The organism is Megasphaera stantonii, assembly GCF_025567065.1.
Taxonomy (GTDB): Bacteria; Bacillota; Negativicutes; order Veillonellales; family Megasphaeraceae; genus Megasphaera; species Megasphaera stantonii.
Genome location: NZ_JAOQKD010000010.1, coordinates 1 through 15,131, shown reverse-complemented (window position 1 = coordinate 15,131; position 15,131 = coordinate 1). Strand labels below are relative to the sequence as shown.

The following is a 15,131-nucleotide window of genomic DNA, read 5'->3' as shown; positions in this document are numbered from 1 at the left end:
AAACATGGAAAAACAACATCGCTACAGCAACATGCTGATGATTGCCGCCGTGCTCATCGGCCTCCTTTGCTCCATATACATGTGCGTCCAGCGCTACGCCGTGGAAGAACGGACGATGACGATCGAGCAGGCTATGGATTACGACGCCGTCGTCAGCATGGTCCGCAACGACGGCTATGACGTCGGCGAGGCGCTGGAAAAATTCCGGCAGGCCGGCATTACGAGCTTTACCATATACGACACGACGCTGAACAAGCTGACCCAGCGGGGCGACATATCGCTCATTACGCGGCTGGGCTTCCAGCTGTATTATCCGCAGCTGCAGATCGGCGATTTGTCTTATGATTATTACGTCGTCGGCCAGCCTAAGGACAAGGAAGACCCGTACTTCGACGAAATTGCGGCAGACCTGAAGACCCGCCTCGGCGCGGACAGCGTCAGCGTCATTGCCAATTCCCAATACCGCATCTTAGGCCTGCGCGGCTCCATGCCGGCGTTGGGCGATACGAATCTGGGAATCTTGTCGGCCGACGCCAAGGCCATTGCGGCCCGCGGGTTCCACGTCATCCTGCGGCCGACGAATTACAGCAACGTATCGAAAGAGCAGATTGATCAGTTTTTCCAGCGGGCCGCGGATATTCCCGACGTGTCGGGCATCATGTTCGTCGGCAAGGAAGTGCTGGGCTATACGCCGGACAAGGAACAGCGCAAAGCGATGCTGGCCGTGACGGCGGAGCATATGAAGGCCCAGGGCCTGCCCTTTTACATGATCGAAGCGGCTAACCAGCTGCAGTACGACCGTCAGGACGGCATGTACGATTTGGCCGACCTTCTCGATTATCAGACGGTGCGTATTTACGCCATGTCCAAGGAAGAGCTGGAAAAGATTACGCCGGAAGAAGCGGCCATGCGCTTTTACATCAGCGATTTGGAGCGCAACGTCCGCGTCAATTTGTATCCCCTGTATAAAAAGCCCCTTCACGGCATGAACCTGACGGAGACGAATCTGTCCTATATTCAGGAAACGTCCCGGAAATTGAAAGACCGGGGCTATGCGCTGGGCAGGGCCTCTATTATGGAAGGGTATTATCCCAACGCCCTGCTGCTGGCCGTGACGGCCGCGGCCGCGGCCTGCGGGTTTGTCTTCGTGCTGAACCTGTTCATTCCCTTATCGGAAAAGGTAAATTATATTCTCCTGGCGCTGGCAGTCGTCGGCGGAGCCGGGGGAACGGCTCTGTTTCATAGCGCCCTGTTCCTGCAGCTCATGGCTATCGGCTGTGCTGTCGCGTCGCCGACAGCGGCCATGCTCCTCCTGCTGGATTGGTGGAGAAAGAAGCCGATAGACGCGCCCCTGGGGTACGGACGAGTCGTCCGCGACGGCGCCGTCGGCCTGACCTGCGCCGTCGCGATTGCCATGATCGGCGGCTTGTATATTGCGGCCATGCTCGGCAATATCCGCTTCTTTATGGAATTTGATTTTTACCGCGGCGTCAAGCTGACCTTCGTGCTGCCCATCCTGTTGGTAGCCGCAGGCTATTTGCTCCGCTTCCCCCTGTGGGGCCGGACGATTGCCTCGCCGCAGGATTTCGCGGCCTTTGCGAAGGACTTCCTCAATATTCCCATCAAGATGGGGACGCTCATCCTATTGGGTATGCTGGCTATGGTAGCCTTCATTTTCGTCGGGCGGAGCGGCCATACGGCAGGCGTTCCCGTGCCCGATTTTGAAGTGGCGCTGCGCCGTTTTCTGGAAAACGCCATGTACGCCCGTCCGCGGGAAAAGGAATTTCTCGTCGGCCATCCGGCGTTCTTCCTCATGGTCGCCGCCATGTACCGCAAATGGCCGCAGATACTGCACTTCCTGTTAGTGCTGGCCGCGACGATAGGCGTCGGCTCTATGGTCGAAACGTTTGCCCACATCCGCACGCCCTTCCTCATGTCCTTTATCCGGGGCATCGACGGCTGGCTGCTGGGCTTGCCGTTAGGCGTCGTCGGCGTCTGCGGCGTCGCCTTCCTCGAGTACATTACGAACTGGCTGGGAAAGCAGGTGAAGCCCCGTGAGTAAAGTCGTTATTTCCGGCTATTACGGATTTGCCAACGCCGGCGACGAGGCCATGCTGTCGGCTATTATCGGCTCCCTGCGGGACATCATGCCCCACGTGGAGATTACGGTCATTACGGGCAACTGCCAGACGACCCGGAAACATCACAACGTACATACAGTTCACCGCATGAACTTTTTCGCTATCGCAGCGGCTATTCGCCGCTGTGATATTCTTATTAGCGGCGGCGGCAGCCTGCTTCAGGACGTGACCAGCACGCGCAGCCTCTACTACTATCTGCTGGTCATGCGCATCGCTTTGTTTTTCCGTAAGCCCGTCATGCTCTATGCTCAGGGCATAGGTCCCGTGCGGGGCAAGAAGGCCCGGCAGGCCGTGCGGCGCGTGCTGCAGCAGGCGACGGTCATCGGCGTCCGCGACAGCGAGTCGAAGCGGGAGCTGGCGTCTTTAGGCGTGACGGTTCCGCCGGTTCACGTCACGGCCGACGCCGTCCTTTCCATGCATCCCGTCGATAAGAAAATCGGCTTTTACTTGCTGAAAAAAGCCGGCGTCACAGGCATCCGGACCCGCGTCGGCATCGCCGTCCGCGACTGGCAGGGGATGACGGGGTATAAAGAAGAAATTGCCAAGGCCGCCGACGAGCTGCAGCGCCGTCTGGATGCCCGCATCATCTTCATTCCCATGCAGTATCCCGCCGACGTCAAGGCCGGTGAGGATATTGCCGCCATGATGAAAACGGAAGCCGTCGTCCTGCGGGAAGGCTATAATACGGTGGAATTCATGTCCCTCATCGGCTGCATGGACGCCGTCATTGCCAACCGCCTGCACGCCCTGGTGTTCGCCTCCCTCATGGAGGTGCCCGTGACGGCTATTTCCTATGACCCGAAGATAGACAGCTTTATCCAGCTCATCGGAGAGAAGCTCTGCGGTACCGTCGAGACGGTTTCCGCCGGAGATCTTGTCGCCGACGTGACGAGGAAGCTGGCTGCCGGAGGCATTGCGCCGGACGTGAAGGCGCGGCTCAATCACCTGCGCCGCCAGTCGCTGCGCAACGCTTATTTGGCCCTGCGGATTATCGAAGGAAAGGACAGTTTGCGGGCTCGCCTGAAGAGCAGAAATACGGACGGCCGTTAGGGCCGCAGTTTGCACAGATACTTGGAAAGAGGTTTCCCATGATTGATTTCAAAGACGTATCAAAAGTATATGAAAATGGTTCCGTAGCCTTGAGCCATGTGTCGCTGCACATCGGCAAGGGCGAATTTGTATTTGTCGTCGGCGCCAGCGGCGCCGGCAAATCGACGTTTATCAAGATGCTGTCCCACGAAGAACTGCCCAGCCAGGGCTCGGTCTTCGTCGATGGGATAGAAGTCAATAAGCTGCCTAAGAGCCGCGTGCCTTATCTGCGGCGCAAAATGGGGATCGTCTTCCAGGATTTCCGCCTCCTGCCCAATAAGACGGCTGCGGAAAACGTGGCCTTCGCCATGGAAGTTATCGAATCGCCGCGGAAGGTCATTAAAGAGCGGGTACGGACGGTTCTCGACCTGGTCGGCCTGCTGAGCAAGGCCGACGACCTGCCGCAGAATCTGAGCGGCGGCGAGCAGCAGCGCGTAGCCATCGCCCGGGCAATCGTAAACCGCCCTCTGCTGCTCATTGCCGACGAACCGACGGGCAACCTGGACCCGGACACGTCCAAGGATATTATGGAAACGTTTAAGAAAATAAACCATATGGGCACGACAGTCCTCATGGTTACCCATGATAAGCAGATGGTCGACTTGATGAACAAGCGGGTTATCGAAATCGTCGACGGCAAAGTAGTCCGGGACGAACAGAAGGGAGGATACGGTGATGAAGATTAGAACGATGCGCTACTTCGTGTCCGAAGCGGTCAAGTCTTTTTGGCGCAACAGCTTCATGACTATCGCGTCCATTGCGACAGTCGCCTTGTCCTTTTTCATCTTAGGTGTATTTACGATTATCGTCGCCAATTTGGATCACTTTGCAGAAAATCTGGAGAGCCAGGTGCAGATCAGCATCTATTTAAAGGACGACTTGACGACGGACCAGGTCATGAGCGTCGGCCGCCGGCTGAAAGCTCTGCCCGATGTCAAGGAACTCAGCTTTACCAATAAAGATCAGGCCATGGAAAAGCTGAAGGAACGGATGAAGGACCAGCCGGGTATCCTGAATGCCCTGGAAGGGAAGAACCCTCTGCCCAGCTCGTACGAGCTGACCTTCACCAATCCGGAAGCCGTTAAAAAGACGGCGGCTATTGTCGCCGAATATCCGGAAGTCGAAAGCTCCCATTACGGCCAGGAAATTATCGAGCAGCTGTTTCAGATTACGGCCGTCGTCCGCTGGGGCGGCATTGCCTTGATCATCCTCTTGACCTTTGCGACGCTGTTCATCATTTCCAATACGATTCGCCTGACCGTATTTGCCCGCCGCAAGGAAATCGGTATCATGAAATACGTCGGTGCGACGAACTGGTTTATCCGCTGGCCCTTCCTGCTGGAAGGCCTGTTCCTGGGCTTTATCGGCGGCGTCATCGCCGACCTGGCCCTGCTGCAGTTTTATGAATTCATTACGGTGACGATTCACCGTACTCTGGCGTTCCTGCCCATGGTCGGCATGTACCCCTTCATGTATCAAATGGGGGGCGTCCTCCTGCTCCTCAGCATGGTCATCGGGGCTATCGGCAGTACGATTTCGTTGAAGCGGTATATGAAGGTGTAAGGTATGGTTACGTTTACGAAACAGAAAAAATACGTAGCTGCCATGGTCATATCGGCCTTGCTGAGCCCGTGCTTCGCGTCCTTCGCCGAAGACGAGGATTTGCAGAACCAGCTGGCCGACGTGCAGCAGCAGATGGCGGAACAGGAACAAAAGAAAAACGAAGCCGAAGCGGTCATCGGCAGCGTCTTTGAAAAGCTGCGGGTCATCCAGGAAAGCCTCGACGCCGCCGAAGCGGAATACAAGTCGATTTCCGACCAGCTGGCCCAGACGGAAGCCAAAATCAGGGATACGGAAGCCCGGCTGGCGGCCGAACAGGCTAAGCTGGACAAGCGTCTCGACGTGTTCAGCGTCCGCATCCGCGATATTTATATGCACGGCCAGCTCAATTATCTCGACGTTATTCTGGGAGCCAAGGACTTCAATGACTTTGCCAACCGCGTCGAATTGCTGCGCCGGGTCGTCGCCGCCGACATGGAGCTGATTTCGTCCATTCGGGAACAGCGGGACATCATCCATCAGGCCCGGCAGGAACTGGAAGCGGAACGGCAGCATCAGGTACAGCTGAAGGCCGAAGCGGAACAGAAGAAGGCTGAAATTGAAGAACATAAGAAGGAACAGCAAGCTATTCTGTATCAGGCTGAAAACGATAAGGCCACGGCAGAAGCGGCGTACCGCGAATTGGAAGCGTCTTCAGCAGCCATCGGCGAAATGCTCCGCCAGCGCGCGGCCGAACGGGCCGCCGCAGCTGCGGCGGCAGCGGCAGCACAGCAGTCGGCGGGCGGAGGAGGATATACGAGCTATCAGCCTGTCAGCGGGTCGGGAGCTATGATGTGGCCGGTCAACGGAGTCATTACGTCTCAGTACGGCTACCGCGTCCATCCTATTTTCGGCTCGACTATTTATCACAGCGGCATGGATATCGGCGTCGATTACGGCACGCCCGTAGCGGCTGCCGACAGCGGCTACGTCGTGGAAGCCGGCTGGATCAGCGGCTACGGTTACGCCGTTATCATCGATCACGGCAACGGCCTGTCGACCTTGTACGGCCACAACGAATCCCTGGCCGTATCGGCCGGCCAGTCTGTCTCTAAAGGGCAGACCATCGCCTATGCCGGCTCGACGGGCAATTCGACGGGGCCGCACGTTCACTTTGAAGTGCGTTCCAACGGGGACCCTGTAGACCCCATGGCCTACTTATAAGGCGGCGCTGTGATGAAAGAGTCTATGAAGCGTTTTTTTCAGGAAGCAAAGCCCTTTTTCCAGTGGATTACGACGGTCGTCGCCTCAGTTCTTCTTCTGCTGGCCGCCTTGTCGTACGAACTGACAGGCGATTATATGGGAATTTTTAAATTCTTCCGCACCATTGCCGTCGTAGAGGACCATTATGCCGGCGACATCGACAAGAAGGCCCTGCTCGACGGGGCCATGAAGGGCGTCGTAGACACGTTGGGCGACAAGCATTCGACCTATTTGACCGGCGACGAATTCAAGATGTTTACGGAGCAGATGACCGGCTCCTATGCCGGCATCGGCGTGTACATCAGCCAGGCCGAGGAAGGCGTGTTCATTGCCGGCGTCATCGACGGCAGCCCGGCCAGCGAGGCGGGGCTGCAGCGGGGCGACGTCATCATGGCTATCGACGGCCAGCTGACGGCGGGAATGGAGCTGGAAGACGTATCCCTGTCCATCCGCGGCCCGGAAAATACGTCCGTCGTCCTGACGATTCGCCGCGACGGCGCCGACAGGGACATGACCTTGATACGCCGCAATATCCACATGCAGACGGCGGCCGGCGAGATGATCGAAGGGACGGATATCGGCTACATCCGCATCGCCTTGTTCAGCGAGGATACGGGCCGGGAATTTACCGAAGCCTATCAGTCCCTGCGGGCTCAGGGAATGAAAAAGATGATTCTCGACCTGCGCAATAATCCCGGCGGCCTGGTTGACCAGGCGACGCTGGTGGCTAGCAACTTCGTGCCGAAGAACAGCGTCGTCGTGTCCTATACGAGCAGCGACGGCCAGGAACAGCAGTTCGTCGCCGACGGGACAGATGAGGTCATTCCCCTCGTCGTGCTGGTCAATGAAAATTCGGCCAGCGCGTCGGAAATCGTTGCCGGCGACGTACAGGATTTGCAGCTGGGGCCCATCGTCGGCGTCCGTACCTTCGGCAAGGGAACCGTCCAGGGCGTCTATCCCGTTACGAAGGACGACGCCGTAAAGGTCACCGTAGCCAAGTATCGGACGACGAAGGGGCGGGAAGTCGAAGGCAAGGGCATCGAGCCCGATGTCGTCGTGCCCCTGCAGCCGAACGATCCCGTCGACTATCAGCTGGAAAAAGGGCTGGAACTCTTGCAGCAGCCGTAAACGAATTGAATTTCTTGGGCAAAATGACTTTACAGACGAGCCGTTTTGCTTTAAAATTTGAACAGTACCGTTTTAAGTGTATATAGCAGGACAGATAGACAGGAGACATGGTATATGTATGCTGTGTCTCTTTCTGTATATAGCGTCCTTTTCAGACATTTCGTATTCAATGAGGTGAATTATGTTTATCGATAGAGCCAGAATTTTTGTGCAGTCTGGAAAAGGCGGCGACGGCATGAGCAGCTTCCGCCGCGAAAAATTTGTCCCCAAGGGCGGTCCTGACGGCGGCGACGGCGGCCACGGCGGCAACGTCGTCCTCGTAGCCGACCGCAACGTCAACACCCTCGTCGACTTCCGCTTTCGCCGCCTGTTCAAGGCCAAGCCCGGCGGCAAGGGCCAGGGGGCGAACTGCTACGGCCGCAACGCCGAAGACCTGCTCATTACGGTTCCTTTGGGGACGATCGTAAAAGACGAAGAATCGGGCCAGATCATCGCCGACCTGAGCCATGACGGCCAGCAGGCCATCGTAGCCAAAGGCGGCCGCGGCGGCCGGGGCAACTGGCATTTCCGTTCCAGCTCCAACCGCACGCCGACCTTTGCCGAACGGGGCGAACCGGGCGAAGAACGATGGCTCCGCCTGGAGCTGAAGGTATTGGCCGACATCGGCCTGTTGGGCTATCCCAGCGTCGGCAAGTCGAGCATCCTGCGCAAGGTGTCGGCGGCTCAGCCGGAGGTGGCGGCCTATCACTTTACGACGCTCAACCCCATCCTCGGCGTCGTCGACCTGAACGATCACCGCAGTTTCGTCATGGCTGACATTCCCGGCCTCATTGAAGGAGCCAGCGAAGGCGTAGGCCTGGGCCACGATTTCCTCCGCCACATCGAGCGGACGAAGATACTGGTCCACGTCCTCGACGTGTCGGGCATGGAAGGCCGCGACCCCATTGAGGATTACGAAAAGATCAACGAAGAGCTGCGCAAATACAGTGAAAAGCTGTCGCGGAAAAAGCAGATCATTGCGGCGAATAAAATCGACATGCTCGGTGATTCGGACAATCTGGAACGGCTGAAAGCTTATATGGACGAACGGGGGCAGGAAGTATACCCTATCTGCGCCATGACCGGAGAAGGGCTGGAAGTCCTTCTCGAACGGCTGTGGGATCTGCTGGAAACGTACGTCGAAGAGCCGGAAGAAATCGCCGAAGAAGTCGTCTACAAGGCGCAGGACAAGCCGGACTTTGAAGTCAAGCGGGCCGACGACGGAGCCTTCGTCGTCACGGGGCCCCGTATTGAAAACCTCGTAGCCATGACGAACTTCGACGACGACCAGTCCCTGCGCCGTTTCCAGCGCATCTGGCGCTACATGGAGCTGGATAAGCTGCTGAAGGAAAAGGGCATTTGCGACGGCAATACCGTCCGCATCTGCGAAATGGAATTTGAATATCACGAATAAAAGGAGCAACGAGAGTGAACAATAAAGATAAGAAGAAATTAAAAGCAATGGCCAGCCTCATGCCGTCGGTCGTACAGATCGGCAAGGAAGGGCTGAGCGACGCCGTCATCGACAGCGCCAGAGCGGCCATCACGGCGCGGGAGCTCATCAAAGCCCACGTCCTGAACAATGCCAATCTGGACACGCGGGAAGCGATGGAAGACCTGGCCGATATGCTGGGCGCCGAGCTGGTGCAGGTCATCGGCCACTACGGCGTATTGTTCAAGAAAAAAGACGAAAAATCACACTTCGATTTTATTACGATGTAAGGTTGGGATAACATGGCCGGTAACCGGGAATTGCTGCAAAAGAAAAATCGCATTGTCGTCAAGGTAGGGTCGAGCACCCTGACCCACGAGACGGGAAAGCTCAACTACCACCGCATCGAGCGGCTGGCAATGGAAATCGCCGATTTGGCAAATCAGGGGAAGGAAATGGTCCTCGTGTCGTCAGGCGCCGTCAGCGCCGGCATGGGGCCGCTGGGGCTGTCGGCGCGGCCCAAGACGATCCGCGAAAAGCAGGCCGTCGCCGCCGTTGGGCAGGGCGTCCTCATGCATACTTATGAAAAGATGTTCCGCGAATACGGGCAGAACGTCGGTCAGGTACTGCTGACGCGCATGGATGCCCAGGACCGTAAGAAATTTATGAATTCTCGCAATACCTTGCTGACGATGCTGCAGATGGGCGTCATCCCCATCATCAACGAAAACGATGTCGTAGCCATCGACGAGTTTAAAATCGGCGACAACGACACCTTGTCGGCTATGGTCAGCAATTTCATCGAAGCCGACTTGCTCATCATCCTCTCCGACGTAGACGGCCTGTATACGGCCAATCCGCAGACCCATCCCGAGGCTCGCATCATTCCCGTCGTGACGGAGGTGGACAAGCACGTCTACGACATTGCCGGCGGAGCCGGCTCGTCTATCGGCACGGGCGGCATGTATACGAAGATACAGGCCGCGTCCATTGCCACCTCGTCAGGCGTTGACATGGTCATCGCTTCGGGCAGTGAAGACGGCGTACTGCGCCGCATTTGCCAGGGCGAGGACGTCGGCACCTGGTTTACGGCCAAGGATTCGAACCTGCATACGAAAAAGCGCTGGCTCCTGTCGGGAGGCAAGGCCCGGGGCAGCCTTATCGTAGACGGAGGCTGCCGCAACGCCCTCGTCGAGCACGGTTCCAGCCTGCTGCCCGTAGGCATCGCCGCCGTAGAGGGCGAGTTCCACGAAGGAGACATCGTCAACGTCATGTACGAAGGCCTCGTCATTGCCAAGGGCATCGTCAACTACAACAGCGAAAGCGTCGAAGCCATTAAGCGCCACAAGACCGACGACATCGAAAAGATTCTCGGCCACGAAGGCGTATATGAAGAAGTCATTCACCGCGACAACCTCGTCGTCATGCAGTGAGGAGGGATTGTTATGGAATCAGAAGTAGTAGTCAAAGCCAGAGCGGCTAAAATGGGGGCCCAGGAGCTGGCCTTAGTTGGTACGGATACGAAAAACAAAGCATTGGCGTATTTAGCCGACGAGCTGGAACGGCAGTCGGCCCGCATTATCGAAGCCAATCACCTGGATATTGCCGCGGCACGGAACAACGGCATGAGCGAAGCCATGCTGGATCGTTTGAAGCTGACAGAACAGCGGATTCACGATATGGCTGCCGGCGTGCGCCAGGTCATCGAGCTTTCCGACCCGGTCGGCCGCTGCCTTGAAGAATGGGACCGGCCCAACGGGCTGCATATCTGCAAGGTGACTGTGCCCTTGGGCGTCATCGCCATCATTTACGAATCGCGGCCCAACGTCACCGTCGACGCTGCTGCCCTGTGCGTCAAGTCGGGCAACGCCTGCGTCCTCCGCGGCGGCAGCGAGGCCATTCATTCCAATACGGCTTTAGTTGCCGTTATTAAGGAGGCTCTCAAAGCGGCGGGCCTCAATCCCGACATCGTAGGTCTGCTGGAAAATACGGACCGGGCTCTGGTGAAGGAGCTGCTGACCCTGCGCCAGTACATCGACCTGGCCATTCCCCGCGGCGGCGCCGGCCTCATCCGCATGGTCGTCGAAACGGCGACGGTGCCCTGCGTCGAAACGGGAAGCGGCGTCTGCCACGTCTACGTCGACAAGGACGCCGACCTGGACATGGCCGTCCGCATCATCGAAAACGCCAAGGTGTCCCGGCCGTCGACGTGCAACGCCATGGAAACGCTGCTGGTTCATGAAAGCGTATTGGCCCCGCTGATGAAGAAGCTCGTGCCGGTCATGAAGCAGGACTGCGTCGAAATGCGCGGCGACGACCTAGCGCGCAGCGTCGACAGCGCCGTCCTTGCCGCAGAGGAAGCCGACTGGGAAACGGAATACAACGCCCTCGTCATGTCTATCCAGACCGTGTCGTCCTTAGAAGAAGCGCTAGAGCACATCCGCCGCTACAGCACGCATCACTCCGAAGCCATCGTAACGGACAATCCGGAAACGGCCGAAGCCTTTCTGCGCAGCGTCGATTCGGCAGCAGTGTACGTCAACGCATCGACGCGGTTTACCGACGGCTTTGAATTCGGCTTCGGCGCGGAAATCGGCATCAGCACGCAGAAGCTGCACGTCCGCGGCCCCATGGGGCTGGAAGCCCTCGTATCCTATAAATACGTCGTCCGCGGTCAGGGCCAGATCCGGTAATGAAGCGCGTCGTGCAGGCCTACATGCGGACGCTGCGGCAGTACCTGTCAGCGCCGAAGACTCGCTATGAATACAAGCACTACGCCATCTGGCTGTTGTTATACGGCCTGACGCTGGCGCTGGTGTGGGGAGGAATTTATCTGTACCATGGAAATCACTAGGCTGGGGATCATGGGGGGAACTTTTAATCCTATTCACCTGGGACACCTGATGATCGCCGAAGAAGCGCGGCAGACCTTTCATCTCGACAGGGTGCTATTCATCCCTTCGTACATAACGCCCAATAAAAATATAGACGGCGCGACGGCGGAGCAGCGCCTGGCCATGACCAGGCTGGCGACGGCCGACAATCCCTATTTTGCCGTCAGCGATTTGGAAATACGCCGCAAGGGACGGTCGTACACCGTCGATACGCTGCGCTTTTTAAAGGAATTTTACGGCCCGTCGTATATTTTGTATTTTATATCGGGAACCGATACGATACAGGATCTGCCGCAGTGGTACAAGCCGGAGGAAATCCTCTCGCTGTGCCAGTTTGTCGGCGCGACGCGGCCTGACGGCACGCAGTCCATCGGTCAGGTCGTCGAGCATTTCGGCGAGCTGGGAAAGCACATTTTAAAGCTGACCGTACCGACTATGCAAATCTCTTCGACTGAACTGCGGCACCGTATACGCAGCGGACTGTCCGTCCGATACATGATGCCCAAAGTCGTTATAGAATATATCGAAAAACATGGAGTATATCAATGTACAGCGAAGAACTCAAGACAACCATTAAAGAACATTTAAAAGCGACGCTGAGCCAGCACCGGTACCAGCACGTACTGGGCGTGGCCCAGGCGGCGCGCCAGCTGGCCGAGCAGTACGGCGGCGATGTCGATCAGGCCGAGGTTGCCGGCTTGCTGCACGACGCGGCCAAGCAGATGGACCTGCCGGCCATGCAGAAGCTGGCCTGGCGAAGCTTCGGCACTACCTTGCCCGATACGGTCGTTTCTATCGGCAGCCTGCTCCACGGCTACGCTGCCGTGACCATAGCCAGGGAACAGTACGGCATCGACGACGCCGACCTTTTAGCGTCCCTGGCCCATCATACGACGGGGGCCGAGCATATGAGCCTCTTGGAAAAAATTATTTTTATGGCTGATTACATCGAGGTCAACCGCGATTTCGACGGCGTGGACAAGCTGCGCCGACTAGCTGCGGAAGACTTGGATAAAGCCGTGCTGGCCGGCTACGATTCGACCATATTCCATCTGCTGGAGCAGGGCAAGATGATTTACGTCGGCACGGTGACCAATCGGAATGCCCATATTTTATCGATGAAGAAGGATCGGACCCATCATGGATAAGAAGAAATGGTTTCACCGTCCGAAAAAAAAGCATACTATGCCGGGCGAACGGGAGCGGCGCAGAAAGCTACTGCACCTGCTGGCGGGCATCGTCGCCGTTGCGGCCGTTCTGTTCTTGTCCGTGACGGCGTGGCGGCACTACCAGACGTCCCGGGCCGAACAGTTTCAGAACCGCCTCGACGCCGTGCAGAACGGCGCGTCAGGTTCCTTTGAGCAGATCAGCCCCGATACGCCCTTGTACGTACTGGTCATCGGCCGCGACGGCAACACGCCGCAGCAGGTCAACTTCGTCGGCCTGGCGGCGGTCAATAAGGAAAAGAAGCATATCGACTTCATTATGCTGCCGGACAATACGAAGATTGAAGGCCGCAAGGAAAAGGGGATTCAGGAGCTCCAGGACGTGTATACCGAAGGCGGCCGGACCCTCGTTCAGGCCGTCGTGGAAGACATGTTTCACATTCCCGTTCCTTTTTATGTCGAATTTTCCGAAGATACCTTCGTGAAGATGATCGACATGAGCGGCGGCCTGCCCATGTATGTGGAAGAAAACATGTACCACGCCGACGAAACGGGCGCGACGGATATCAACCTGTTCCAAGGGTATCAGACCTTGACAGGGCAGGAAGCAGCGGGCTATATGCGCTACATCGATGAAGACGGTTACCTGTCGCGGACCCAGCGGCAGGAACGGCTGGTCAAGCTGTTTTACGCCGACCGGCAGCAGCGCTTCGGCATTTCCAATATGCTGTTTTTATACCGCTTCTGGAACAATGTAGATTCGAATATTTCCGCAAAGGATATAGCGGCCCTGGCCTTCAGCTTCCGCCACGTGCCGGCTGAAGACATTCATTTTTATATTTTGCCTGGCGAAAATACCAACGACGGGGCGACAGGCGGCAAAACGCTGTGGAGCTACGACCCCGTAGAAGGGCAGAAAATCATCGGCGCGACGAACAACGCCATCGCGCCGGCACCCGAACCGCCCAGCAACACGCCGTAAGGCAGAGTCAGAGAAGGAGAACACAGAATGCCAATTACCATAAAGACAACGAAAGAAGAAAGAGAACTGAAAAGCTATGAAATTGCGGCCCAGGCCGCTAGTGACAAAAAGAGCTGGAACATCGTCATCCTCGACATGGAACAGTCGTCCATGATGGCCGATTATTTCGTCATCTGCAGCGCCCGCAACAACAAGCAGGCCCAGAGCATTGCCGACAACATTGAAGAAGAAATGGAAAAGCACGGCTACGACGTGCGCCACGTCGAAGGCTACCGCGAAGGCAAGTGGATACTCATCGACGCCGGCGAAGTCGTGGCTCACGTATTTGTCGAACAGGACCGCAGCTACTATGATTTGGAAAACTTGTGGTGCGACGCCGAACGGATTCCGTTCGAAGGTGAGTAAGATGCAGGTACTGCAGGAAAACAGCATTGCCACGCTGGAAGTATTGCGCGCCAGCGACATGGGCGTATTTTTAAACGGCGGCACGGGCAATACGAACGACGACATACTGCTCCATAAAAATCAGCAGACCGAAGAGGTCCATGTCGGCGACAAGGTTACGGTCTTCTTGTATCATGACCCGTCGGGCCGCCTGACGGCCAGTATGCGCCTGCCGAAAATCAAGGTCGGCCAGATCGGCTATGCGCCGGTCATCAACACGACGCGCTTCGGCGCCTTCGTCGACGTCGGTACGGAGCGGGGCATCTTCATGCCCTTTGCCGAAATGAAGGGACGCCCCAAGGAAGGGGAATACGTATGGGTTAAGCTGTATGAAGACAAGTCCCATCGCCTGGCCGTATCTATGGAAGTAGAAGACGAAATGCGCCGGGCCTCCAGGGCGGCGACGGACGCCAAGGTCGGCGACTGGGTCGAAGGGGCGGTCTACAACATGACCGACCAGGGAGCCTACCTCATGACGCGGGAACGGTGGATTGCCTTTCTGCACCGCAGCGAATTCAGCGGCCCCATCCTCATCGGCCAGATGGTCAAGGGGCGCATCACGTACCTGCGCGAAGACGGCCGCATCAACATTTCCCTGCGCCAGACTAAGGAAAACGCCATCAACCCGGACAGCGAAAAAATCCTGGCCTTCCTCAAGCAGCGAAAGGGGAAGATGCCCTATGGCGACAAGACGGCGCCGGCGGTCATCAAGACGAAGTTCGGCCTGAGCAAGGCTGCGTTCAAGCGGGCCCTGGGCCATCTCATGAAGGAACAGAAAATCTACCAGCAAGAAGGCTGGACGTACTTAAAAGAAGATACGGAAGAATAAGACGCGGCGCGGCGCTGAAACCGGACCCGGCAGAGGGAAGGCTTTCGACGCCGCCTTTGTTTTAGCCTGGTAAATTGCAAGTTGAATTTGAACAACCATAATCAGGAAACACACTCACTAGCATAAACTTCATCGAGGAATGCATCAAATAGCTCTGACGGCGTATGGTAGCCCAAAACACGCCG

Annotated in this window: 16 protein-coding genes; all 16 read left to right on the top strand. The window is 57.1% G+C overall.

The window, feature by feature from the left end; genetic code table 11:
• Window positions 1-4 precede the first annotated feature (4 nt).
• The 16 genes from OCV58_RS06950 (at window position 5) to OCV58_RS06875 (ending at window position 14,946) form a co-directional block, all read left to right on the top strand.
• The gene (locus OCV58_RS06950) at window positions 5-2,062 is read left to right on the top strand and encodes a DUF5693 family protein (RefSeq protein ID WP_154877371.1); all 2,058 of its coding nucleotides are present in this window, start codon (window positions 5-7) and stop codon (window positions 2,060-2,062) included.
• Complete coding sequence (gene csaB, locus OCV58_RS06945) at window positions 2,055-3,191, top strand: polysaccharide pyruvyl transferase CsaB (protein WP_154877370.1); 1,137 nt, start codon at window positions 2,055-2,057, stop codon at window positions 3,189-3,191. Before OCV58_RS06950 ends, csaB begins: the two co-directional genes overlap by 8 nt.
• Before the next feature lie 38 nt (window positions 3,192-3,229).
• A complete protein-coding gene (gene ftsE, locus OCV58_RS06940) occupies window positions 3,230-3,916 on the top strand; it encodes a cell division ATP-binding protein FtsE (protein ID WP_154877369.1) in 687 nt (228 codons plus the stop codon).
• A complete protein-coding gene (gene ftsX / locus OCV58_RS06935; protein WP_107195270.1) occupies window positions 3,906-4,793 on the top strand; it encodes a permease-like cell division protein FtsX in 888 nt (295 codons plus the stop codon). Before ftsE ends, ftsX begins: the two co-directional genes overlap by 11 nt.
• Before the next feature lie 3 nt (window positions 4,794-4,796).
• Window positions 4,797-5,993, top strand: coding sequence for a murein hydrolase activator EnvC family protein (locus OCV58_RS06930; RefSeq protein ID WP_154877368.1), 1,197 nt, complete (start codon window positions 4,797-4,799; stop codon window positions 5,991-5,993).
• Between the two features lie 12 nt (window positions 5,994-6,005).
• Complete coding sequence (locus OCV58_RS06925; protein WP_154877367.1) at window positions 6,006-7,160, top strand: S41 family peptidase; 1,155 nt, start codon at window positions 6,006-6,008, stop codon at window positions 7,158-7,160.
• 181 nt (window positions 7,161-7,341) lie between these two features.
• Window positions 7,342-8,613, top strand: coding sequence for a GTPase ObgE (obgE, locus tag OCV58_RS06920; protein WP_154877366.1), 1,272 nt, complete (start codon window positions 7,342-7,344; stop codon window positions 8,611-8,613).
• Window positions 8,614-8,627: 14 nt separating this feature from the next.
• A complete protein-coding gene (locus OCV58_RS06915) occupies window positions 8,628-8,921 on the top strand; it encodes a YhbY family RNA-binding protein (protein WP_154877365.1) in 294 nt (97 codons plus the stop codon).
• Between the two features lie 12 nt (window positions 8,922-8,933).
• Window positions 8,934-10,064 (top strand): glutamate 5-kinase, encoded by a 1,131-nt coding sequence (gene proB, locus OCV58_RS06910; RefSeq protein WP_154877364.1) that lies wholly within the window; start codon window positions 8,934-8,936, stop codon window positions 10,062-10,064.
• A gap of 12 nt (window positions 10,065-10,076) precedes the next feature.
• The gene (locus OCV58_RS06905) at window positions 10,077-11,324 is read left to right on the top strand and encodes a glutamate-5-semialdehyde dehydrogenase (protein WP_154877363.1); all 1,248 of its coding nucleotides are present in this window, start codon (window positions 10,077-10,079) and stop codon (window positions 11,322-11,324) included.
• The gene (locus tag OCV58_RS06900; protein WP_162860315.1) at window positions 11,324-11,485 is read left to right on the top strand and encodes a hypothetical protein; all 162 of its coding nucleotides are present in this window, start codon (window positions 11,324-11,326) and stop codon (window positions 11,483-11,485) included. The genes OCV58_RS06905 and OCV58_RS06900 overlap by 1 nt, the downstream gene beginning before the upstream one ends.
• Window positions 11,472-12,113 (top strand): nicotinate-nucleotide adenylyltransferase, encoded by a 642-nt coding sequence (gene nadD / locus OCV58_RS06895; RefSeq protein ID WP_095629675.1) that lies wholly within the window; start codon window positions 11,472-11,474, stop codon window positions 12,111-12,113. The genes OCV58_RS06900 and nadD overlap by 14 nt, the downstream gene beginning before the upstream one ends.
• Complete coding sequence (yqeK, locus tag OCV58_RS06890; protein WP_154877362.1) at window positions 12,071-12,673, top strand: bis(5'-nucleosyl)-tetraphosphatase (symmetrical) YqeK; 603 nt, start codon at window positions 12,071-12,073, stop codon at window positions 12,671-12,673. The genes nadD and yqeK overlap by 43 nt, the downstream gene beginning before the upstream one ends.
• Window positions 12,666-13,673, top strand: a complete 1,008-nt coding sequence (locus OCV58_RS06885) for an LCP family glycopolymer transferase (RefSeq protein WP_267312830.1) — start codon at window positions 12,666-12,668, stop codon at window positions 13,671-13,673. The genes yqeK and OCV58_RS06885 overlap by 8 nt, the downstream gene beginning before the upstream one ends.
• Before the next feature lie 27 nt (window positions 13,674-13,700).
• A complete protein-coding gene (gene rsfS, locus OCV58_RS06880; RefSeq protein ID WP_087477497.1) occupies window positions 13,701-14,078 on the top strand; it encodes a ribosome silencing factor in 378 nt (125 codons plus the stop codon).
• Window position 14,079: 1 nt separating this feature from the next.
• Window positions 14,080-14,946, top strand: a complete 867-nt coding sequence (locus OCV58_RS06875; protein WP_087477496.1) for a CvfB family protein — start codon at window positions 14,080-14,082, stop codon at window positions 14,944-14,946.
• The last annotated feature ends 185 nt before the right edge of the window (window positions 14,947-15,131 follow it).